The 21,694-nt window shown below is 68.4% G+C and carries 21 protein-coding genes and 1 riboswitch; of the genes, 1 reads left to right on the forward strand and 20 read right to left on the reverse strand.

The window, feature by feature from the left end; genetic code table 11:
- Positions 1–316: 316 nt before the first annotated feature.
- The 4 genes from WC971_02370 to WC971_02385 form a co-directional block, all read right to left on the reverse strand.
- Positions 317–1,789, reverse strand: coding sequence for an Ig-like domain-containing protein (locus WC971_02370; GenBank protein ID MFA5843658.1), 1,473 nt, complete (start codon positions 1,787–1,789; stop codon positions 317–319).
- Between the two features lie 8 nt (positions 1,790–1,797).
- On the reverse strand, positions 1,798–3,774 hold the full coding sequence (locus WC971_02375) for a magnesium chelatase subunit D family protein (GenBank protein MFA5843659.1): 1,977 nt from the start codon (positions 3,772–3,774) through the stop codon (positions 1,798–1,800).
- Between the two features lie 77 nt (positions 3,775–3,851).
- A complete protein-coding gene (locus WC971_02380; GenBank protein ID MFA5843660.1) occupies positions 3,852–4,706 on the reverse strand; it encodes a hypothetical protein in 855 nt (284 codons plus the stop codon).
- Between the two features lie 85 nt (positions 4,707–4,791).
- A complete protein-coding gene (locus tag WC971_02385; protein MFA5843661.1) occupies positions 4,792–5,688 on the reverse strand; it encodes a deoxyribonuclease IV in 897 nt (298 codons plus the stop codon).
- A 22-nt stretch (positions 5,689–5,710) separates the two neighbouring features.
- On the opposite strand from WC971_02385, the gene dinB reads away from it, so the two are divergent.
- The gene (gene dinB / locus WC971_02390; GenBank protein ID MFA5843662.1) at positions 5,711–6,910 is read left to right on the forward strand and encodes a DNA polymerase IV; all 1,200 of its coding nucleotides are present in this window, start codon (positions 5,711–5,713) and stop codon (positions 6,908–6,910) included.
- Here the strand turns inward: dinB and feoB are convergent.
- The 16 genes from feoB to ribD form a co-directional block, all read right to left on the reverse strand.
- Entirely contained in the window at positions 6,907–8,898 is a 1,992-nt protein-coding gene (gene feoB, locus WC971_02395; protein ID MFA5843663.1) for a ferrous iron transport protein B, read from the reverse strand. The two genes, dinB and feoB, sit on opposite strands and share 4 nt — an antisense overlap.
- Before the next feature lie 5 nt (positions 8,899–8,903).
- Positions 8,904–9,560 carry a metal-dependent transcriptional regulator gene (locus WC971_02400; protein MFA5843664.1) on the reverse strand — a complete coding sequence of 219 codons (657 nt, stop codon included), beginning with the start codon at positions 9,558–9,560 and terminating at the stop codon, positions 8,904–8,906.
- Between the two features lie 486 nt (positions 9,561–10,046).
- Entirely contained in the window at positions 10,047–10,415 is a 369-nt protein-coding gene (queD, locus tag WC971_02405; protein ID MFA5843665.1) for a 6-carboxytetrahydropterin synthase QueD, read from the reverse strand.
- A gap of 14 nt (positions 10,416–10,429) precedes the next feature.
- Positions 10,430–10,885 (reverse strand): ribonuclease HI family protein, encoded by a 456-nt coding sequence (locus WC971_02410; protein MFA5843666.1) that lies wholly within the window; start codon positions 10,883–10,885, stop codon positions 10,430–10,432.
- Complete coding sequence (locus WC971_02415; GenBank protein ID MFA5843667.1) at positions 10,882–11,607, reverse strand: hypothetical protein; 726 nt, start codon at positions 11,605–11,607, stop codon at positions 10,882–10,884. Before WC971_02415 ends, WC971_02410 begins: the two co-directional genes overlap by 4 nt.
- Before the next feature lie 25 nt (positions 11,608–11,632).
- Complete coding sequence (locus WC971_02420) at positions 11,633–12,754, reverse strand: Nif3-like dinuclear metal center hexameric protein (protein MFA5843668.1); 1,122 nt, start codon at positions 12,752–12,754, stop codon at positions 11,633–11,635.
- On the reverse strand, positions 12,751–13,557 hold the full coding sequence (locus WC971_02425; protein ID MFA5843669.1) for a histidinol-phosphatase HisJ family protein: 807 nt from the start codon (positions 13,555–13,557) through the stop codon (positions 12,751–12,753). Before WC971_02425 ends, WC971_02420 begins: the two co-directional genes overlap by 4 nt.
- Positions 13,554–14,603 (reverse strand): tRNA 2-thiouridine(34) synthase MnmA, encoded by a 1,050-nt coding sequence (mnmA, locus tag WC971_02430; protein ID MFA5843670.1) that lies wholly within the window; start codon positions 14,601–14,603, stop codon positions 13,554–13,556. Before mnmA ends, WC971_02425 begins: the two co-directional genes overlap by 4 nt.
- Positions 14,604–14,621: 18 nt before the next feature.
- A complete protein-coding gene (gene nifU / locus WC971_02435) occupies positions 14,622–15,101 on the reverse strand; it encodes a Fe-S cluster assembly scaffold protein NifU (protein ID MFA5843671.1) in 480 nt (159 codons plus the stop codon).
- Entirely contained in the window at positions 15,098–16,273 is a 1,176-nt protein-coding gene (locus WC971_02440) for a cysteine desulfurase family protein (GenBank protein ID MFA5843672.1), read from the reverse strand. The genes nifU and WC971_02440 overlap by 4 nt, the downstream gene beginning before the upstream one ends.
- Before the next feature lie 6 nt (positions 16,274–16,279).
- Complete coding sequence (locus WC971_02445) at positions 16,280–16,729, reverse strand: Rrf2 family transcriptional regulator (GenBank protein MFA5843673.1); 450 nt, start codon at positions 16,727–16,729, stop codon at positions 16,280–16,282.
- 86 nt (positions 16,730–16,815) lie between these two features.
- Positions 16,816–17,535: a hypothetical protein gene (locus WC971_02450; protein MFA5843674.1), complete on the reverse strand. Its 720-nt coding sequence runs from the start codon at positions 17,533–17,535 to the stop codon at positions 16,816–16,818.
- Between the two features lie 335 nt (positions 17,536–17,870).
- Positions 17,871–18,332 (reverse strand): 6,7-dimethyl-8-ribityllumazine synthase, encoded by a 462-nt coding sequence (gene ribE / locus WC971_02455; GenBank protein MFA5843675.1) that lies wholly within the window; start codon positions 18,330–18,332, stop codon positions 17,871–17,873.
- On the reverse strand, positions 18,329–19,573 hold the full coding sequence (locus WC971_02460) for a bifunctional 3,4-dihydroxy-2-butanone-4-phosphate synthase/GTP cyclohydrolase II (GenBank protein MFA5843676.1): 1,245 nt from the start codon (positions 19,571–19,573) through the stop codon (positions 18,329–18,331). The genes ribE and WC971_02460 overlap by 4 nt, the downstream gene beginning before the upstream one ends.
- A 5-nt stretch (positions 19,574–19,578) precedes the next feature.
- Complete coding sequence (locus WC971_02465; protein MFA5843677.1) at positions 19,579–20,247, reverse strand: riboflavin synthase; 669 nt, start codon at positions 20,245–20,247, stop codon at positions 19,579–19,581.
- A complete protein-coding gene (gene ribD / locus WC971_02470; GenBank protein MFA5843678.1) occupies positions 20,232–21,395 on the reverse strand; it encodes a bifunctional diaminohydroxyphosphoribosylaminopyrimidine deaminase/5-amino-6-(5-phosphoribosylamino)uracil reductase RibD in 1,164 nt (387 codons plus the stop codon). Before ribD ends, WC971_02465 begins: the two co-directional genes overlap by 16 nt.
- 10 nt (positions 21,396–21,405) lie before the next feature.
- Positions 21,406–21,525, reverse strand: a riboswitch (FMN riboswitch).
- Positions 21,526–21,694 lie beyond the last annotated feature (169 nt).

Raw genomic sequence — 21,694 nt, forward strand, 5'->3', positions numbered from 1 at the left:
TGTGGTAGGATTCGCCGTCGGTGCAGAGAACGTTACGTTTGGATAGACCGTGTTGATGACAAGAAAGAGTCCTTGGGCATCTGGGCTGGAATGATCGTTGATCATCGCATCGACCCAATAACTCGTGGAACCGGAGTCGGTCGCCAAAGCGAGCGCCGTGGTGCAGAACAACAGCGCCACGATGACGGCGCACAGGAGGATCCATCGGGTCCGGCCCCAAGACGAAGCGTTCATACCGCCACCCCTCACGACTGCGACGTGTGCTGCTCCAACACCGAAGACTCTAGCACAGCCCACCCGCTCAGACCCCGCACCGTCACGAACGTATCGTCACGCTGCGTCGCGTGGTCGCCGATGTGTTGCCGAAAGAGTCGACCGCCCGCAGGCGCCACGTGTATGTCCCCGCCGCGGGACCGCCCGAGTCGCGCGCGCCGTTCCACACGAACGTGCGTGTGCCGGCCTGGTAGCGGGTGCTGACCGAACGTACCCGAGTGCCGCTCGAGTCGTAGGCCTCGAAGATGACGTTCGCATCCTTGCTCAGAGTGAACCGGATGCGGTAACCGTCTCGGCGGATCGGGAAGAACGGCGATGGTCCGGCAGAGATCACGCTCATGCGAGGCGCGGTGTTGTCCACGCGGAAGTTGACGGTCGAGCTCGCCACGTGTGGGCGAACCGTGCCAGGGCGCGCACCGATCATGTCGTATGCGACGGCGGTGAAGGTGTGCGCGCCGTTCGCGAGAGTCCTCGTGCCCAAAGGGACGGAGAACGGTGCGGACGTGTCGCTAGCCACGAACGCGTTGTCGATCTCGAAGCGCACAGCAGAGACGCCAGCCCTATCGGTGGCATCGACAGAGAACGCGCGACGGCCGCCGATCACGCCGGACGCGGGTGTCATCGAGCGGATGACGGGCGTGTCGGTGTCGACGTTGGCGTACAAGCGCAGGGTGGACGCCGATCCATTGCCCGCGTAGTCGACCGTCCGGATGTCCACCGCGTTGCGACCAGGACGCAGGTTCTCGATCGCCACGGACGCGTACGGGTGGATCAGGCCGGGATGCCAGTTCCGGAAGGTTCTGACGAACAAGCCGTTCAAGTAGACATTCCATAGTGAGTCGCCGGACATCGCATCGTACGACCGTCCCATCGCGGCGCGGTTCACCCAGTAGAACTCCCGGCCGGCGTATTCCTGCCACGGCGGGTCGACGTAGTTGGTGGTGGTCGTCGACGGGGCTGAAGGAGCGGGCGGTGGGGTGATATCGATCCCGAACCTCACATGGGTGGTCACGCCCAGTACCGGGTCGTTGTGCACGAGAGGTCGCACGTGCAGGTACCAGACACCTTCGACTGGATCGCTCTGGCCCGTCACGGAATAGGGGACGACCTGGTAGGCGAGCCATCTGCGCATATCGATGATGCCGTTGGTGAGCGGGGCGGCGTTGCCCGGACCCATATATTCCACAGGAACGTGAGCGACTGGCGGCATTTGCGTGGGAAGCGGAAGTCCCGGGATCGTCTGAGACGAATGGTCGATCGTGTAGAGGTAACCATCCGGAGTGTCAAGGACAGCAGAGGTCTCCAGGGTCTGCGATGCCGCGAACGAGACATGTGGCGTCACGGTGTCGAGGAACGACCAACCGCCGTTGGGATCCGGGAAGTCATAGCCTTCCATCGTGACCCTCGCGGCGAACGTCGTCGCCATGGCTGGCGGCACCAAGCCGAGAAACAACGCCACGACGACCACGCACAGGAGGATCCATCGAATCCGAGCCCACGCTGCGAAGTTCATCATCCCACCCCTCAGACCGCCTCCAGGCGCTCCCGGACCGCGGTCGCCATGACGCCGCCATCGAACCGGGCGAGCCGCATGTACTCCGCGCCGGCGACGCGCGCGATCTCCCGAGCCGCGCCGAGGGACGCGATGCCCGCGTCGGTGTCGATGACGAGCGCGTTGACCCTCGATTCCTTCACGCGGACGGCCGCGTTGCGCGCATCGTCGCTGCCGAGCCCGTCGGAGAGAGCGACGTTCGCGCGGCCGTCGGTCACTACCACGAGCCACGGCACGACCTGCTGGTCGCGACGCCGCTCCGCGGCGAGCAACTCCAGTGAGCGCAGGATTCCGTGCGCGAGAGGAGTCGCGCCCCCGACGGGCATCGATCGCAGCTTCACCTGAGCGAGCTCGACGCTCGACGTCGGACCGAGGAGCACTTCGGCGGCGTCGCCCCTGAAGGAGACCACCCCGACGCGGTCGCGGCGCTGGTACGCGTCGACGAGCAGGTCGAGGACGGCGGCCTTCGTCACGTCCATCCGCGCCGACGCGCCCATCGAGCCACTCGCGTCGACGCAGAAGACGATACTCGCCCCGACGCGGCGCTTCCTCACCTTGTTCCGCACGTCCTCGCGCTCGACCTTGATCGCCATGTCTCCTTCGCGAGAGGCCTGGTGCGGTGCAGCGGCACGCAACGTCGCGTCGAACGCGACGTCGGGGGTATCGCCGTCGCGTAGCGCCTCCGAACGCGTGTAGCGTCCGCGATGGTCCCCCGCGGCCGTCTGCTGCCTGCGGCCCGCCTGCGACCGGCGCGTGTGGTCGAGCCCCACCACCAGGCGAGGCTGCTCGCAGATCGCCTCCTCGGCGACCGACGCGGCGCGTCCCGAGGTGTGCAGGGTCAAGAGAGCGGTCTCTCCGCTGCCCTCCCCCTCCGGGTCGGGCTGCGGCGCTCCCGAGTCGGATCCGTCCGGGCCCGTCGACGCCTTCGCGACCGCGGCCTGCAGGCGGCGCTCGTCGAAGACCTGATCCTCGAAGGGAGTGCGCCGCAGGCGGTGAGCGAGGACGAGAGGAGCGACCCGAGTGACATCCTCGATGGTCGCGGTGTCACGTCCCTCCAGCGCTGCGAGCGCGCATGCGGCGCGGGTCATCGTCAGGTCGGCGCGGTGGCCGTCCACACCCATCTCGGCGCAGATCGTCGCCACGACGAGCATCACGCGGTCGTCGGGCTCGCTCGCTCTCGCGACGGGACGGGCCGTCGCGATCCGTCCGCGGATACCGTCCTCGTCCACCTCCCACTCGCGTGCGAACGCCTCGGGATCGGACTCGTACGCTCCCCGGCGCCGTACGACCGCCACGCGGTCGAGCGGCTCGGAGAGTCCCGTGACGTCGACGCAGAGCCCGAAGCGGTCGAGCAGCTGGGGCCTGACGTCGCCCTCCTCGGGATTCATCGTCCCGACGAGGATGAAGCGCGCCGGATGCGAGAACGCGATCCCCTCTCGCTCGACGACGTTGACGCCCATCGCGGCCGCGTCGAGGAGCGTGTCGACGAGGTGGTCGTCGAGGAGGTTGACCTCGTCGACGTAGAGGATGCCGCGGTTCGCCTCCGCCAGCAGCCCGGGCTCGAAGCGGCGCTCGCCATGCTTCAGCGCATGCTCGAGATCGAGCGTGCCCACCAGCCGGTCCTCGGTCGCGGAGACAGGGAGGTCGACGAAGCGCGGTCTCGCGGCCGAGCGGGGCAGCGGTTCCTTGCGGGAGCGCTGCCGGCAGTCTTCGCACCACGAGCGCGGATCGCCGGGATCGCAGGCGTAGCGGCAACCGTCGACGACGTCGATCGGAGGCAGCAGCGCTGCGAGCGCACGGACCGCCGTCGACTTGGCGGTGCCCTTCTCGCCGCGGATGAGCACGCCGCCGACACGCGGATCGACGGCGTTGAGGAGGAGGGCGGATTTCAGGGTGTCTTGACCCACGATCGCACTGAACGGGAAGGTCTGCGCATGCCGTAGTGACACGGACGCCTCCGGACGTAGGTCGGCCTCTCCACATCATATAGTAGAGAGGCCGACGAAACCACCTATATATTGCGCTTCTAGACGGCCTTCCACTGGAAAGAACCGCAATCGGCAGGGGTCGCCTGCCCGCGCATGGGACACGTCCAACAGTAGACGCAGTCGTCACACGTGTAGGCCGAGAGCTCGCTGCCCTGGGCCGAGTATCCGACCGGCTCCTCGACAGGCGCTGCGGGTTCGGCAAGAGCCTCCTCGACGACGGGCTCCGCCGAGAGCTCCACGACGGGTTCGGGCTCCTCCTCGATGATCGCGGCGGCCCACGACGGGGCAGGCTCGACGTCGAGCGGCTCCGCGACGACCTCGACGGTCTCGACCGGCGGAGCGCTCTCCTCGACCGGCTCTTCGTCCGGTACTTCGACGGGAATGGTCTCCACTACGCCGAGCGGCTCGTGGACCGCATCGTCGGGTACGGGAGCACTCCACTCGCCGTCCATGATGACCGGCTTCGGTATGAAGACTTCCTCGTCGATGGGCGTGACGACCAGCGGCACGTCTTCGGCAGAGGACTCCTCCAGCGCGTCGAACGGCGAGACGGGCTCGGGGGGAACGGTCCCGGACTCCTCCATCGACACCGCTGCGCGGCGCAGTGCGTCCGCGAGTCCGTCGTCAGGCTCCTGCTCGACCTCGGGCTCGGCCTGCGGCTCCGGTTCGCCGGGGGCCTCCCAGGTCGTCGGCCGGTCGACCTGCATCAGGATCACCGGCACGGCCATGTCGAGATCCACGATGAACACCTCGACGTCGTCGAGCCTCGAGGGATCTCCTATCGCGAGGGCGGCGACCTCGTCCAGCGACTCCTCACGCGTGGCGAAGGGGCCTTCGGTGAGCAACCGCAGCACTCCGGTCATGCGGTTGCGGCCGATCAAGACGAACCTCATAGCGCACCCCATTCCGTGGATCCCGGCGGGCGTCGCGCGCGCCCGGCGTTCCCCATGCTAGCCGCGGCCTCAGCGGCGGGCAACCTCACGCGCACGACTCCCGCAGCGACTTCAGTCTGCGGAGGTTCTCCGCGTCCTTGACGGGCGCCTCACCCGGCATCTCCACGACAGCCGGGACGTCGGCGAGTCTCGGCTCGCAGACCATCGCCCGGAAGCCCCCGAGACCGATGGTGCCGTCCCCGATCCACGCGTGACGGTCCCGCGACGAGCCGGCGGGGAACAAGGAGTCGTTCGCGTGGACTAGACCGATCGCCCCGACACCGCAGGACTCCTCGAACGCGTCGAGCGTGCCATGCCATCCCTCGGCCGTCGAGAGGTCCGTGCCCGAGGCGTGGAGATGGCACGAATCGATGCACACGCCCGTCCCCAGGCCCGCGTCGACACGCGAGAGCACCGCGCCCAAGTCCATCGGGCCGGAGCCGAACGTCGTGCCCGCCCCGGCGGTGTTCTCGAGAAGAAGGCGGACCGGAGGCCGGTGAAGCGTCTCGGCGGCGGAGGCGGCGGCGCGCTCGACCGCGTCCGCTATGCGGACGGCTGCGGCGGGAGCGTCCTTCGCCGGGTCGGTCCCGAGGTGCGTCACGACGGCTTGCGCCTCAAGGACGGTCCCCCGCACGAGTTCGTCGGCGAGCGCGTGCCAGGATCGCTCCCACATGACATCGTCGCGCGAGCAGAGGTTGATGAGGTAGGAGGTGTGCACGAAGAGCGGACCGATCCCTTCGCGCCTGCGCGCGACGGCGAACGATGCCGCCGCATCTGCGTCGAGAGTAGCGCCGTGCCAGGCACGCGGGTTCTTCGCGAACGCTTGGATGCACTCGCAGCCGACGTCGCGGGCGTACGCCACCGCGGCGTCGTAACCTGCACCGATGCCGATGTGCGCCCCGAGAAGCATGCGTCCTCCCCCGTCCGGCGTCCGCCGCGTCACATGACTATCGTACACTCGGATCATGCCGAGGGACCCGGATACCACCTGGACCGCGCGAGCGGTCCTCCACGTCGACATGGACGCGTTCTTCGCCGCCGTCGAGCAACTCGACCATCCCGAGTGGCGGGGGCGTCCCGTCATCGTCGGCGGCTCACCCACTCGGCGCGGGGTCGTCGCGACCGCGTCGTACGAGGCCCGCGCGTTCGGCGTGCGTTCGGCGATGCCGGCCGCGGTCGCCGAGCGTCTGTGTCCGGACGCGGTATGGACGCGCGGGGACTTCGAGCGCTACGGCGAGGTCTCGCGCGCCGTACGCGCCATCCTGGGATCGTTCACTCCCTGGGTGGAGGTCGCCTCCATCGACGAGGCCTACCTCGACGTCACGCCCGACACGGCCGATCCGCGGGATCCCGTCTCCGTCGCCAGAGATATACGGGCCGCGGTCGACGCCTTAGGTGTCTCGTGCTCCGTCGGGGTCGCGACGTCCAAGACCGTGGCCAAGGTGGCGTCGGACGCGGACAAGCCGCACGGCATCACCGTCGTGCGCCCCGGCGAGGAAGCGGCGTTCCTCGCTCCGCTGCCCGTGCGGGCGTTGCCGGGCATCGGGTCGGTCACCGCCGAGCGACTGGAGAGGCTGGGCGTCCGCGCCTTGGGTGACCTTGCCGCTCTCGACGACGGCACCGCACGCTCCGCGCTGGGGCAGCATGGTCCGTCGATCGTCGCGCGCGCCCGTGGGATCGACGACCGCAGGGTCGGTGGTCGCGATGCGGCGAAGTCTGTCTCCGCGGAGAGGACGTTCGCGGCCGACCTCCGAGAGCCCCGGGACGTCGACTCCGCGCTCGTGTCGCTGGTCTCGCGCGTCGGCACGCGTCTACGGGCGAAGGGGCTTTGCGCCCGCACGGTCACGGTGAAGCTGCGATACGCGGACTTCACGACACGTACCCTGCGACGCACGCTCGCCGAGGCGACCGACGCCGACGCCGAGTTGCTCGCAGCCGCCCGGGCACTCGTGGCGGACGTGTGGACGCCTGGGGTGGGACTGCGCCTGCTCGGGATGGGCGGCAGCGGGTTCGCTTCGGCCGCTCGTCAGCTCGAGTTGCTCGAGGCACCGGGAGTGGACCCCGAGCGGCACCGCGCACTCGACGCAGGGCTCGACGCGGTGAGGCGCCGCTTCGGCGACGGTGCGGTCGTGCGCGGCGCGGAGAGACTGCGTCGGGATCGCTAGCTCCAACCGAGCAGAGGCAGGAGCCGGGCGAAGATCCCCCCGACCAGTAGCGCGACGCTTACGGTCAGCCCGACGATCGCCGCGGCGCGACGCCAACCCAGTTCGCCTGCGAGGACCGTCACCGTCGAGATGCACGGGATCGCCAGCGTGTTGACCAGCGCGTACACGAACAGGTCCGTCGGGCCCATGAACGCGAGCAGGTCTCCCGCGTGGCGCCCGACCGACGCGATAGCCAGCGTGGCCAACAGCTGGAGCGCCAACTCCTTTCGGAGGATACCGACGAGAAGTGTGAGGCCGGCGACCGCCGGGAGACCGAGCCAGACCTCGACGATGGGAGCTAGCGGAGCCGTGAGCCGGAAGAGCCATCCCGTCTCGTAGAGTCCGCCGAGCACCATGCTCCCCACCACGACTATGGGCGTCGCCACGACGAGGAACTCCGCGAACCTCCCCCACGCCTTGCGCAGCACGCCGCGCACCGAGGGCCGTCTGAACGGGAAGACCTCCATCACGAGTCCCCGTGGGCTGCCAGGCAGCATCCGTCCTAGGACGACCCCCACGGTCACCGTCACGATCGCGACGACCGCGAAGACACCGAGGGCGGGGCGCCACCCGATATAGCGTGCGACCGCTCCCAGGATGACCGCCGTTCGCGCCGAACACGGCACGAACGTCACGAGGGTCGCGGCGATCGTACGCTCCCGACGGGTGGGCAGGTCGCGCGTGGCGAGTACCGCGGGAACGTTGCAGCCGGCCGCGGCGACGAGCGGGACGATCGCCCGGCCGTGCAGGCCGACCCGATGCATAGTGCGGTCCGCGAGGAACGCGACTGCGTTCAGGTACCCGGAATCCTCAAGGATCCCGAGTAGGACGTAGAAGGTCAGGATGTACGGCAATCCGATGGCGAGCGACGCCTCGACCCCTGCGTCGAGACCCCACAGAAGCGTTTGAGCGAGAGCTCCGTCGCCTGCCACCGCGTGCACGGCGGCCTGGATCCCGGGCGACGCCAACGCACGCCACAGCGCGGAGAAGCCCGTCGCCATCGCATCTCCCGCCGCGAAGAGGAAGGCGAACAGCGAGGCGAGTACGGCTGCCAGGAGCGGGACGCCGGTGACCGGCGATGTGGAAGCGCGCCACAACCGCCCGAGGCCGCCAGCCCCCTCTCCGTCGGCCGTCGAGCATGCGGCGGAGAGTCTCGCGGCCGCGGCGTGACGCTCGCGAGCAAGCCTCACCGCGGGGCGCTCCCCCGCGATCATCCGCGACCGGTCCATCGAGGCGAGCACATCCGCTCCCCCGCTGTCGCCGGCGATGCGTTCGAGCAGTTCGGGAGCGCCCTCGAGCAGCAGGGCCGCGAGCGAACGGGCGGTCAACCCGTACGGCCGCTGAGACAGCGCGGCGCACGACGCCTCGACCGGGGCCACGACGCTTTGCAGCCATTCCCCGTGCTCGACGCCGCTCGCGCCCTTGTCGCGCGCGCTCCCCGCAGCTCCCGCCGTGGTGCTCGCGAGCAGTTCGACTCCTTCACCGGTCGTGCCGACGGTGAGGACTACCGGCGTCTCGAGCGATGCGGCGAGCCGTTCCGGGTCTACGCGGATCCCGGCGCGTCCGGCCTCATCGACGAGGTTGAGAGCGACCACGACGGGGACGCCGAGGTCGAGTATCTGGAGCGTGAGGATGAGATTGCGAGCCAGGTTCGTCGCATCGACCACGGCGATCACCACGTCCGGGTCCGCACCGAGAAGCTCCCCACGGGCGGCCCGAGGCCCCCGTCCGCTTCCCGAGAGGGCGTACGCTCCCGGCACGTCGACGACGTCTGCGGGCCGTCCTCCGAGCATCGTCGTCGCGCGCAACGACTCCAGAGTCGTCCCGGCGTAGTGAGCCGTCGCGCCACCGGCTCCGGTCAGCCGGTTGAAGAGCGTCGTCTTGCCGACATTGGGATTGCCGGCGATCGCTACACGGATCGGCCGGTCCTGTGACGAAGGACCGGTCACGCCGGCTACCGCCGCTCCGTGGAGCCGACGAGGATCCGTCCCGCCACGTCGCGTCCCAGGGCGTAGCGCGATCCACCGACCTCGACGAGGAGCGGACCCTTGAAGGGGGCTACCTCGCAGACGCGGACGACGGCTCCGGGGAACATCCCGAGTGACGCCAGATACGACAAGAGGGAGTCGTCGTCCTCCGCCACCTGTACGACCTCGCCGCTCTCGTCCGCGATCAGGTCGGCGAGCGGCCTGCCCTCGACCGTGCCGACACTGCCGTCGGCCGCGGGGATGGGATGACCGTGAGGGCACACAGAGGGATTGTCCATGAACGTCTCGAGTGCGGCCTGCACGCGAGGAGACAGGGCATGCTCCAGGACGCAGGCCTCCTCGTGGACCTCGTCCCATGCCAGACCGAGCACGTCGACGAGGAAGCGCTCCGCGAGCCGATGTCGACGGACGATGTCCACGGCTTCGGCGCGACCCGTCGGCGTCAACGTCACGCCCCCGGCCGGTCGCTCGATCAGTCCGTGCGCCTCGAGACGCTTGAGCGTCGCGCTCACGGTGGGAGCCGAGACCCCCAACGCGTCGGCGAGTTGGGCCGGACGCACGTCACCCTTCTCTGCCAGCTTGTAGATGGCTTCGAGGTACTCCTCGAGCGTCGCGCTCGACATGCCCGCGTCTCCCTTCGGCGGCCGACCGACGATGAGTCGGACGCCATTAGTATATGCTAAGCCACATCGTAAGACAACACGTCATCCGTCCGTCCGCGCGTCGGTGGCCGGGCGTTTAGGGTTCCCGCCGAACGGAGCGTGGGTGTCCCGTTCGACTTCGAGAGAGGACCTGTCGAAGGTATGCGCCTACCGCTCATCACAAACACGCCACATTCCCGGAATCGCTATTGACCCCCTACACGCAGTGCCGTAACGTGACAGGCGTCCCGAGAAGTCGGGCCGAGCGAGTCTCGAAAGCCAGCGTACCAGCTGCTGCCGGAGAGGGTCGGGTCGGGTGAGGGTCGCAGCGCGAGCGGGCCACCAGCCACCGGAACCTCGAGGGTGTGAAACGGGAAGCTGTGGGAGTAGAGAAGGCGCGGGCGAGGTTTCTCGGGACACCTGTATTCTCCGGCCCGTCCCCCATCCGGGTGGACGGGCCGTGGCGTGTCATCCCTGACGGTAGGCGACTCTGGCGATCGGCGATTCCCACACCGCGACCTCTACGACACGAACGGCGTCTCCGATGCTGTCAGAGAGCGCTCCATGGATCTCTCGCGCGAGGTTCTCGGCCGTCGGGTTGATCGCATCGAACGGCGACACCTCGTTCAGGTGCGCGTGGTCATAGCGCTGCAATTCGGCGGCGAGGTCGGCCTTCAGTCGTTTGAAGTCGTACACGATCCCTATGTCGTCGAGCCCGGCTCCCTCGACGGTCACCTCGACGTCCCAGGTGTGGCCGTGGAGTCCGGCGCATTCACCCGGGTATCCACGGAGGGCGTGCGCCGCGTCGAAGTGGTCTCGGACGGTGAGCGTGTACACGTGGTCCTCCACTCTCAGAAGAGCGACCTCTGGGCGTCCGACGACGGTGCCTCGGTATCCCCGACGGTGCCCCGTGCATCCATCGCCGCGTTGGCGAGTGCGTCGGCCTCCACGTTGGACTCGCGCCTGACGTGTTCGATCCGCGGCGAGTCGAGAGCGCGCAGGAGGGCGACGGCACGCGCGTGAAGTGGCTTGAGCCCGGGGTGCTTCACCCGGTAGGCGCCGTTGAGCTGCTTTACCACCAGCTCACTGTCGAGATAGACCGTCAGCGGGGTCGCCGCGCGCGCGATCGCCGTCTCGAGCCCCCACAGGAGAGCCTCGTACTCCGCGACGTTGTTCGTCGCCTCGCCGAGGAATCTCCCGCCGGAGCAGACCCGTTCGCCCCCGGGACCCTCCAACACGAAGCCTGCGCCCGCCGGGCCCGGGTTGCCGCGAGCGCCCCCGTCGGTCCGTAGGACGTAACTGCTCACTCGGCCTCCATAGGCGTGACTACCAGGACGCGACGGCATGCCGGGCATGTCCCCACCGGAGGACCGCAACGCAGCGAGTGCAGCCGGTCGGCGGGCAGGGCCACGCGACATGCCGAACAGGTATCCCCTTCGAGGACCCCGAGGCCGATGCCGTGCTTCGAGACCCTCGCATCCTCGTACCGTGAGAGCGAGTCGGGGTCTACGGCGCCCGATAGAGTCGCGCGCTCCTTCTCGAGACGCTCGATCTCGCTCTGGAGAGTGCCGCCTTTCGACCGGAAGGCGGCGACCATCGCTTCTTCCTTGCGGTGTCCTTCCGCGACGTGCTCGCGGATCCGCGCGGCTTGCCCCCGCGCCGTCTCCAGCTTCTCCATGACCTCGAGGGTCTTGCCGTCCGCCTTGTCCTTCGCGCGCTTCAGCGCGTCGAGCTCGCGGCTCAGCGCCTGGAGTTCCTTGGGGTTCGTCACCGAACCCGACAGGATCTTCTCCTGTTCGTGGGCGATCTTGTCGTCGAGCGCCTGCGCCGAGTCCTCCTCGCGGGCGACGTCCCTGTCGAGAGCATGTACGGCCGCGTCGGCGCGAGCCGCGAGCGCCTCCAGCTCCGTGATCTTCTTGCGCAACTGAAGGATCGCCCGGCGCTCGGGAAGGTCCTCGAGACGCTTGTGCGCGCGCATTATGCCGAGATCGGTCTCATGGAGCCTCACGAGACATGCAGTCGGATCCATCGTCACCCCTCCGGGGTCTCCACGTTCACGGCGTCCACCAGCGGACAGCGGGCTCATCCACATGGACGGTGATCCCCGCGCCGTCCGGGCATGAACGCACGGCCTTGGCCAAGACATCCACGATCGGCCACTCGGTCGCGTCGTGACCGGCCTCGACCACAGCCAGTCCGCTCTCGAGAGCGGACAGCGCGTCGTGATATCGCAGCTCTCCGGTGAGCATGGTGTCGGCTCCCGCGGCGAGCGCCGCTCTGACGAGACCGCGACCGGACCCGTTCGCGGTCGCGACCTTCCGCACCGGGCGACGAGGATCGCCCCACACGCGAGGAGTCACCCCCAGCCGCTTGCCGGCGCCACGCGCGAAAGACGCGAGGGTGGTGCCCGCGGGCGCCGCGCACAGCCGTCCCATCCGTGCGACACCGCGCGCGACCGCGGCGTCCGCGACGGCGATCAGCGGTTCCTCGTACGGATGCGAAGCGCGAGCCGCGGCGACCACCGCCGCGACCGCGTGCGCCGGGCACACGGCTTCGATGCGCTGCTCCGGCGCTCGGGTCTGCTCGCCTGTCATTCCCGACGATGATCGTGTGCCTGGTCCCGGTGTGTAGCGGCCCTCGCCGGCGACGGCGAACGAGCATCCATGGTAGCGGCCTAGACGACCCGCGCCTGCTCCGGCCATCGCGGCGGCCACCGAGTCAGCGGATGCCTCGGGGCAGAACGTCGTGACCAGGGACATCGACTGCATGTCCTCTTCCAGCGGCTCGCCTGGCTCGAGACCCGCGGCCAGCGGGAGGACGTCGCTGCCATCCGGATGCCGATCGGCGTTCGTGTGAGCGGCGTACAGTGCGACTCCCCTGCTCAACGCGATGAAGAGTGCACCCGAAGGACCTGTTCCGGGAGTGAGCGTCGCGGGCATCTCCGTAAGGACGGGGTGGTGCGTGACGAGCATCTCGCACCCGAGGTCCGCCGCCCGGCCTATGGCCTCGAGCGTGGGGTCGAGAGTGACGAGGACGCCGGAAAGGTCCCGAGACGGGTCGCCCGCGATGAGGCCGATGCGGTCCCACGGTTCGGCCCATTCGGGAGGGAACTGCCCATCGAGATGAGCGACCATCGCACCCACGATCACGTGGCGTCGACCGTCGTTCCGGTTCACAGCGCCTCCATCCCCAGTCGTGACATGTCCCGCGCCCGGAACACGCACACGTCATCGTACCCGGCATCGCGAAGCGCCGCGAGGGCATGACCCGAGCCGGCGCCGACCTCCTCCGGTGCGTGAGCGTCGGAGCCGACCGTGGCGGGGACGCCCGCACGCCGGCACGCCTCCAGGAACGCGGTCGCGGGATAGAGCTCGGCGCACGGCTTGCGCAGACCCGCCGTGTTCACCTCGACCGCCACCCCCGCGCTCGCGAACGTGGCGGCTACGCGCGCATACGACCCGGCGGGGTCCGATGTCGGGAAGTGGCGGAACTTCTTCATGAGATCGGGATGGGCCATCACATCGAACCGTCGACTCATGGCCGCCGCGCTCAAGTCGTCGAAGTAACGCTCCCAGAGCTCGCCAAGGTCCCGATCCACGTATCCGTCGGTCAGACGCGGGTCGTCGAACGCCCATCCGTCGATGAAGTGGACCGACCCGAGGACCAGGTCGAACGGATACGACATCAGCGCCTTGTCGAGGATGCTCTCGTGGCCCGGAAGCCAATCGGCCTCGACGCCGAGGAGCACCTCGGGTCCGCCGGATGCCGCCGAGCGCTCCTTGGCCGACAGGACCTCTGCCACGTAGGCGTCGAGTTCCTCGTACGGCATCGCGTAGCCCGAGTCGAACCCAGTGGGCAACGGGAGGTGGTCGGTGAACGCGAGGATGGATATGCCGGCCTCACGCGCGGCTTCCACGTACTCGTCGACCGTGCCCTGGGCATGACCGCAACGCGAGGTGTGGACGTGAAGATCGATCATCGTTCCTCCACGATGGTGCCGCCGCCCAGCACGACGTTGCCACGGTAGCACACGAGCGCCTGGCCGGGCGCCGCCGCGATGACGGGCTCGTCGAACTCGATCGCGAGGCGTCCTTCGAGGAGGAAGGCCCGCGCACGTTGTGCCTTGCCCTTATGCCGGACCTGGACCTCGACGGTCGGCTCGACGGGCGCGCCCCTCCACACCACATCGGTCGCCAGGACGCGGCGCCGCTCCAGATCCGCGGCAGTGCCCACGACGATCTCCCGCTCGGCTGCGTGTATTGCGACGACGTAGGTGGCCTGCCGCCCCGGTATCCCGAGACCGCGGCGTTGACCGACGGTGTAGTGGGCGATGCCGTGGTGGGTACCGAGGACCCGTCCTTGAAGGTTGACGATCGGACCTGAGCGCAATGCGCTCGGATGCTCCGCCGCGAGGAGCTCCTCACGGCCTCCCCCGGTGACGAAGCACGCCTCCTGGCTCTCCCGTCTGTCCGCGACGGGGAGTCCGAGCAGACCCGCGGTGGAACGCACAGCGCGCTTCGTCAGCGCGCCTAGAGGGAAGACCGCCCCGGCGAGCATCGACGTATCGAGGCGATAGAGGAAGTACGACTGGTCCTTGGCGTTGTCCGCTCCCCGCTCGAGCCACGGCAAGCCATCGTCTCCGGTGCGGATACGGGCGTAGTGCCCCGTCGCCAAAGACCCGGCGCTCCGTTCGCGGGCCCATGCGAGAAGAGCGCCGAACTTGATGTGCTCGTTGCAGGCCACACAGGGATTCGGGGTGATGCCCTTCGCGTACGCGGCGCAGAAGGGGTCGACGACATGCTCGGAGAACAACTCGTGCAGGTCGAGCGTCTGGTGAGGGATGCCGAGAAGGTGCGCGACGCGGTCCGCCGAGCGGATCGCGTCGTACGTGCCCTTTCCCGCGCCGCTGCCCGGGGCGTGGAGGCGCATCGTCACGCCTTCCACGTCGTGCCCGGCCTCGACCATCAGCGCTGCCGCCAGGCTGCTGTCGACTCCGCCGCTCATCGCGACGACGACGCGGGCCATCCCCTCACCCCTCGCGGATCAGATGTCGCATGCGTCCTCGGGTATCGCGTGCGGATCGAAGTCGGGATCGTCGTGCGCGAGGCCTCCGGAGATGGGCTCCCGGCCGTTCCGTCGCAGGTAGTCGTCGACCGCTGCCTTCAACCCGTCCGTCGCAAGGACCGAGCAGTGCATCTTCGCCGGCGGCAAGCCGCCGAGCTCGTCCGCGACCCGCTGCTTGGTGATGGAGACGGCTTCCTCGAGGGACATCCCCTTCGCCATCTCGGTCACGATCGACGAGGTGGCGATCGCCGCGCCGCATCCGAGTGTCTGGAACTTCACGTCTTCGAGGTGGTCATCTCCCACGGCGATCGTGATCTTCATCACGTCGCCGCAGACCGGGTTGCCGACCTCACCGACCCCGTCGGCGTCCTCGATCACGCCCACGTTGCGCGGGTTGTTGAAATGGTCCATGACCTTGTCGCTATAGAGCACGGCCGTCCCTTTCTCGCGTCCGGTCACTCGCCCGCGATCATGCGAGCGTAGACCGGTGACATGGCGCGGAGACGCTCGACGATCGGCGGCAGCGTCTCGAGGAAGTACCCTATGTCTTCCTCGGTGGTGAAACGGCCGACCGTGACCCGCAGCGATCCGTGAGCGAGTTCCGGCGGACAACCGATGGCGAGCAGCACGTGGCTCGGCTCGAGCGACCCCGACGAGCACGCCGAGCCGGTCGAGACGGAGATGCCCCTGTTGTCGAGCTGAAGGAGCATCGACTCGCCCTCGACACCCTTGATGACGAGGTTCGCGATGTTCGGCAGACGCGGTTCGCGGGCACCGTTGAGGATGGTGTGCTCGATGGAGCCTAGAACGCCATCGATGATCCGATCGCGAAGCGAAGCGAGGCGAGGCGTCTCCACAGGCCGCTCCTCGTCCATGATCCTCAGGGCCTCGGCGAAGCCGACGACGCCGACGACGTTCTGCGTGCCGCTCCGCTTGCGGGATTCCTGGCCGCCGCCCATCAGATATGCCCGGAACGGGGTCCCTTTGCGCAGGAAGAGCGCTCCGACACCCTTCGGACCGTAGATCTTGTGACTCGAGAACGACGCGACATCGACCCCGAGCGCGTCGACCGAGATGTCGAGCTTCCCGAGCGACTGCGCCGCATCGGTGTGGAAGAGCGCCCCGGCCTCGTGCGCGACCGCCGAGAGTTCGGCGATCGGCTGCACCGTGCCGAGCTCGTTGTTCGCTTGCATCACGGAGACGAGTACCGTGTCTTCTCGCACTATGGCGCGCAGGTCGTCCGGGTAGATGAGCCCGTCCTCGCGAGGCTTGAGGTGCGTGACCTCGAAGCCCTGCTTCGCGAGAAAAGCGGCGGGCTCGAGGACCGCGTGATGTTCCAAGGCGGAGACTACGACGTGCTTGCCCCTGCGCGACGCCGTCGCGGCACCGATGATCGCCGCGTTGTCGGACTCGGTGCCGCCGGAGGTGAACACCACCTCGTTGGGACGCGCGCTTATCGACGCCGCGACGGACTCGCGCGCCGCCTCCAGCGTGCGGAATGCATCACGACCCACCGCGTAGAGGCTGTTCGCGTTGCCGAACCGCTCGGTGAAGAACGGGAGCATCACCTCGAGGACCCTGGGGTCCACCGGTGTGGTCGCGGCGTAGTCCAGATAGACCGTGCGCTCCATCGCGCATCACACCTTCCCGCCGGCGATGATAGCCGACGCATCGAACACCGACTGTTCTCCCGCGAGTCCCGCGAGTGTCGCGGATGCGAAGACGTCACGTAGAGCGGAGGCTGCGTCGCCCCATACGGCCCCGGCTGCGCACGCTCCGGAGCGGCCGCACAGGGCGCCGCGCTCCGATTGGCACATCGTCGGCGCGAGGGGCCCCTCCAGGGCCTCGACTACCGAGAGCACGCTCACGCCCACTGGATCGACGCCGAGCTCGAAACCGCCCCGCGCGCCTCGCGATGCGCGAACAAGACCGGCCTTGCGCAAGGCGGCGAAGAGCTGCCCGAGGAACTTCGGCGGGATGCCTTGGCGGTCAGCTATCTCGCGCACGCTCACCGGCCCGTCGCCGTAGCGGCACGCGAGATCGATCAGCGCTAAGAGTCCGTATTCGCTGCGGGCGGTGAGACGCATCCCTGGCCTCCGGACGACGGTGACGAAGTAATCATAACCATTTCGGTATGATTTGTCACAGGAAGATCGTCCGGCGCTGCCGGCGGTCAGGCCTCTACGACGGATCCGTTCCCCTGCCCCGCCGAACGGATGACGGAGAGGACCTCGCCGACGTCGATGTTCGCGATCGGAGCGAGCAGGATGACGGCCTTCGCATGATCGATGACGCCCGATCTGTGGAGCGCCGCGACCTCTCGCAGGTTGTCGACCGACACCGTGCGCATCTGGTCGTAGAGCCGCCTCTGGCGGATGGCGACTTTGAAGACGTCGACGGTCTGCTGGCTGTCGACGACGAAGAGGACCGTCGCGTCGGGCGAGGCGATGTCCGTCCGCCGGCCCGCGATCTCGGCGACATAGTGCGACGCCGCCGCGAATGACGGGCTGCGCGAGACGGCGCGCATGACGATCTCGACACCGGTGGACGAGGACCACACGCCATCGCTACTGACGTCGAAACCGAGGGCCGCACCCAGCGACTCGACGTCCTGTCGGAATGCTGCGCGCGCTCGCATCTCCTCGTCATCGTGCGGCGTGACCGGGGAGAGCATGACGTCCGGTGCGGCTTGCTCCGCCTCCGCGCGCACGATGCGCGCCTGCTCGGGCGTCGACGCCAACTCACGGAGGTCCGTGGTCAGAGCTGCCTTCGCGTCCATGGTGAGAAGCTCCGCGAGACGTGGGTTACTGACCTCGAGCTTGAGACCGAACACGTTGAGGACCGCGAAACGGTCGCCCCCGCCGCTCTCGACGTCCTCGTTTGCTTCGCTCATGCTGTGGTCCTCCTAGGCGCGGTTGCCCACTCTCCTACCCATCATCGGCTAAGGGCACCCATGGCTCAATACCCGCATCCAGCGGACTCCGTATCCGCTCGCCTTGCCATCGCGCCTGTCGTCGGCGCGAAGGGCCCGTCCGCCACGCATCGCTGGCCGTTCGGCGGAACGAGTCGAATGACGCTATGCACGACGCCGAAGGTTCTGATAGGTTCATCTCCCGCCGTTGAGGCGGAGATGAGTCGGACGTCCACGGTTGACAGCCACAGGGTGGCGAGAACCCACTGGATGCCTTTGGGAAAGCCCCGAGCACGCGCCCGGGGCTTTCCGCCGTCCTACATCCCTTTGAGCAGGTTCGCCATCTCGATCGCGGCCAGTGCCGCGTCCCAACCCTTGTTCCCCTGTTTCGTCCCCGCGCGCTCGACCGCCTGCTCGATCGTGTCGGCGGTCACGACCCCGAAGACGACCGGGACGCCACTCTCGAGTGACACGTGCGCCACCCCTTTGGCCACCTCGGACGCGACGTATTCGAAGTGCGGCGTGCCGCCGCGGATCACGACACCGAGCGCGATGACCGCGTCGTAGCGGCCTGTCGCGGCGAACCGTTTGGCGACGAGCGGGATCTCGAAGGCGCCGGGGACCCACGCCACGTCGATGTCCGACTCGGCGACGCCGTGTCGCCCGAGGGCGTCCATCGCCCCGCCCAGGAGCCGCGTGCTCAGCAGCTCGTTGAATCTGCCCACCACGATGCCGGCACGTACGCCGGTCCCGATGAGGTTCCCTTCGAAGACGGTCATGACGGATCCCTTCTCCCGTGCTCGGACAGGTCTAGCGTGTGGTCCATCCGCTCCTTCTTGGTGCGCAGGTACGCGATGTTCTCGGGGCACGAGGGCACCTCAAGGGGCACCTGCGCGGCCACCGTCAGCCCATAGCCCTCGAGACCGACGATCTTCGTCGGGTTGTTCGTGAGCAGCCGCATCGACGTGAGGCCGAGGTCGGCGAGTATCTGCGCTCCGATACCGTAGTCGCGAAGGTCCGCGGGGAACCCGAGCGCCTCGTTGGCCTCGATCGTGTCAGCGCCGCGTTCTTGCAGCTCGTACGCCATCAGCTTGTTCGCGAGACCGATGCCCCTGCCTTCGTGACCCGCGATGTAGAGGACGACACCGGCGCCGGACTCCTGCACCAGGCGCATCGCGTCTTCGAGTTGTGCTCCGCAGTCGCAGCGCAGGGAGTGGAAGACGTCCCCGGTCAAGCATTCGGAATGGACACGGACCAGGACTTCGCTGCGACCCGCCACGTCGCCGACGACCAGCGCGACGTGGGTGCTGCCATCGACCAGGGACCGATAGCCGTGCGCCGTGAACTCGCCGAACCTGGTCGGGAGCCTCACCACCGCGACACGCTCGATCAGGCGCTCATTGCGCCGACGGTAACGGATGAGGTCGGCGACCGTGACCATCTTCAGGCCGTGCCCGGCCGCCACCCGCTCGAGCTCCGGGCGTCGAGCCATCGTGCCGTCGGGGTTCATGATCTCGCAGATGACACCCGCTGGGTACAAACCTGCGAGACGGGCGAGGTCGACAGCCGCCTCCGTGTGACCGGCGCGTTCAAGCACCCCGCCCGCCTTAGCACGCAACGGGAAGACATGTCCGGGCATCGAGAGGTCTTCGGGCTCGGTAGAGGGATCGATCGCGGCCAGGACCGTGGCGGCGCGATCGGCCGCCGAGATGCCCGTGCTGATGCGTCCCTTCGCCCCTATCGACACGTGGAACGCGGTGCCCTGTGCGGACGTGTTCGTCTGCGTCATCGGCGGGACACGCAATTCGTCGAGCCGCTCTCCCGTCATCGGGAGACACACGAGCCCACGCCCGTGCTGGGCCATGAAGTTGATCGCGGCGGGCGTCACCCTCTCGGCGGCCATGACGAAGTCGCCTTCGTTCTCGCGACCCTCGTCGTCGACGACGATGACCATCCGTCCGGCGCGGACCTCTTCGACGGCTTCCTCGATGGTCGCGAAGACCGCCTCGGCCGAGGCCATCGCGTTCACCTTCCCTCCGCGAGGTCGCGCAGCAGGTCGCCGAGGCTGCGTCTGCCGGTGCGGTCCTCTCCGTCAGTGTCGCCCGCGTAGAGGGCCACGGACCTACGGACGTACTTCGCCAGGGTGTCGACCTCGATGTTGACGGGAGCGCCGGCGGGCTTGTCCTTGAGCGTCGTCAGCGATTCCGTGTGGGGCACGATGGCCGCGGCGAACCCGTCCGCGAAGACCTGCGCGACGGTGAGCGAGATCCCGTCCACGGCGATGGAGCCCTTCTCCACGACGAACTCCATCAGCGCCTCGGGGACACCGAACCGATATCGCGCGAAGTCTCCCGCAGGCTGACGGACGGCGAGCGTCCCGACCGCGTCGATGTGCCCGCTCACGAGATGGCCACCGAGGCGGTCCGAGAGACGCAGGGCCCGCTCGAGGTTCACCTTAGACCCCTGGCGCAGACCGCCCAGCGTCGTTCGGTCGAGCGTCTCCGAACTGACATCCGCGAGGAACGCGCCGCGTATGAACTTGCTCACCGTGAGGCAGGCCCCGTCCACCGCTATGGAATCGCCGATCGCCATGTCCCGGCCGAACTCCGGTGCATAGATCTCGAGACGGACTCCGCCGGACATCCTCTCGGCGCGCGTGATGATGCCCTGCGATTCGATCAGACCGGTGAACATGCTTCCGACCCCTTTCCGAGAGAACCTTCATGACCCGCGGCGCGGATCGGTCGCCACACGGTCGCGGCGTCATCGCCCACGACGCCCGCCTCAGTTGCGCGGAATCGCGCGACGAGCGCTCCGTCCACACCGTCCGCCGTACCGTCCCACAGCGCGGGAGCGTCGAGCCCGGCGAATCCCCCGGCGTGCACGATCACCATCTCATCGACGAGATCCGCGTCCGAGAACGCCTTCAAGAGGCGCGGACCGGCCTCTACGAGCAGCGACACGACACCGATCTTCCCGAGATGCGCGATGGCGGAGACGAGACCCCCCTGGGCATCGTACTCCTCGACCCGCACTCCAGCGCCGACCAGTTCGGCGACATCGGCGCCCGTCGCTGTGAGGAGCACCGAAGGCGCCGCGCCGTCCGAGAAGAGCCGGAGCGTCGGCGGCGGCACCGTGCGCCGGGCGAGCACGATCCGCAGCGGACGCGGTCCGGAGGGCTCGCCCGATGCGTCCCTGACCGTGAGCGCGGGATCGTCGATCATCGCGGTGGAGGCTCCGACGAGCACGGCGTCCGCCTCGGCACGCAGACGCGCCGTGAGGCCGGCGCCGCCCGTTCCCGAGATGGAGGCGCGTCTGCCCTCGCGAAGAGCGGGTCTGCCGTCGAGGCTGAGAGCGACCTTGACACGCACCCACGGTCGGCCCGTGGCGAGCCACGAGAGCCAGGTCTCGTTCTGTTCCCGGAACGGCGTGGGGTCGGCAGCCAGGTCCACAGCGACCCCTGCGGCGCGCAGCGCCTCGACCCCTCCGCCGGCCACGCCGGGGTCGGGGTCGCGCATGCCGATGACGACGCGCCCGACACCCGCCTCCACCAGTGCGGGGACGCACGGGCCGGTACGACCGACATGGTTACAAGGCTCGAGCGTCACGTAGGCGACGGATCCGCTGGCGCGTTCGCCCGCATCTCGCAACGCCGCGACCTCAGCGTGCTCTCGCCCGGCTATCTCGTGGAAGCCCTCACCGACGATCTCGCCGTCGCGAACGATCACGCAGCCGACGAGAGGGTTGGGTGAGGTGGTGCCACGGCCGAACTCCGCGAGCGCGAACGCTCGTCTGAGATAGGGATCGCCGATAGCTCCGGCGACATCGAGGAACACGCGCATGCGAGGACGGACCTTCCTTCTCCCATCCGGACTCTGACCGTCGGCCCCGGGATCACACCGGGTCGGCCCCTCTCGGGGTTCGCGGGCTATCACCGCCGGTGGGGAATCTCACCCCGCCCTGAAGAAAGTCGCACTGCAGCATAGCAGGTAGGCACGGTCCGATGCCAGAGGTCGCGTTGCCTCAGAAAGAATGTACTCGAAACCGATTCGATGCCTCAGAAGAAAAGGTACTCGAACCGGCCCACGCCGGATCGACCGGCGAAGGGCCACGAGGATGCCGCTTTCGATGCCAGAGAAGA

Source organism: Coriobacteriia bacterium, from assembly GCA_041658765.1.
In the GTDB taxonomy this organism is placed as follows: domain Bacteria; phylum Actinomycetota; class Coriobacteriia; order Anaerosomatales; family JBAZZO01; genus JBAZZO01.